We start from the raw sequence: 1,026 nt of genomic DNA on the forward strand, positions 1-1,026 counted from the left end.
CATCCCGCAGCCGCTCGGCGGGCGGCCCGTCGGGCAGGCCGTCGGGACGGTCCGACGGCGCCGCGCCGCCGTGGCGGGCGGACTGCGCGGACGGGTGCTCGGCGGGGTGCTCGGCGGATGGCGTGGACATGTCTCTCCTGCGTGGACGGATGGTTCCAGTGTCACGGCCGGGCGGCGGCGCGGGCATCGTCGGCGGTGACGAACCCCGCGTACCACTTTCGATGTACGGCGGGCCGCACCGGCAGGAATCCGGGCGGCCCCCGCCCCGGCCCGCGTTGCGGTGAACGGTGCGTGAACCCTCCCGGTCTGGTAGATGATCTGATCTGTCCCGGGACCGCTTCCCGGGACCGCCCCGCCCCGCCACCCCGGGACGGCGGCAGGACACGGAGGGGGAGCATGCGAGCACCGGGTATCAGCGCGGACCTGTACCGGACGATCACCGAGTTCGCGCACGGGACGCCCGGCTGGGTGCACACCGGCGCGGAGGTCGGGACGGAGGCGGGTCTGCTGGCGTTCGCCGCGCTGTTCGTCGCCGGCTGGTGGCGGGCCCGGACCCGCGACGACCGGTCGATGGCCCTGGCGCTGCTGGCCCCGGTCGCGATGGTGTGCGCCTACCTGGTCAGCTCCAACGTCAAGGACGTGCTGCGGGAGGAACGCCCCTGCCGGGCGGTGCCGCACGCGATGAACATCGCCTCCTGCCCCCCGCCCGGCGACTGGTCGTTCCCCAGCAACCACGCGACGATCGCCGCGGGGGCCGCGGCGGGGCTGCTGGTGGCGTGGCGCGCGCTGGCCCCCTGGGTGCTGTCGCTGGCGGTGCTGGAGGCGTTCTCCCGCGTGTTCGTCGGCGTGCACTACCCGCACGACGTCGCCGTCGGGTTCCTGGTCGGGCTGACGGTCGCGGCGGGCGTGTCGCTGCTGGCGGCCAGGATCCTCACGCCGCTGGTCGAGCGGCTGCGCGCCTGGGGACCGCTGGGGCCGCTCGCCCTCGGGACGGCCGCGCCCGCGCCGTCCCCCGCGGCGGCGCCC

The 1,026-nt window shown here is 76.3% G+C and carries 1 protein-coding gene; it reads left to right on the plus strand.

What is annotated here, in order from left to right:
- Positions 1–396: 396 nt before the first annotated feature.
- Positions 397–1,026, plus strand: a 630-nt coding sequence (locus DZF91_RS23270) for a phosphatase PAP2 family protein (protein ID WP_117359496.1), incomplete at its 3' end; no start/stop codon positions are given.

Origin of the sequence: Actinomadura logoneensis, assembly GCF_003428695.1 — a bacterium.
Classification (GTDB): domain Bacteria; phylum Actinomycetota; class Actinomycetes; order Streptosporangiales; family Streptosporangiaceae; genus Spirillospora; species Spirillospora logoneensis.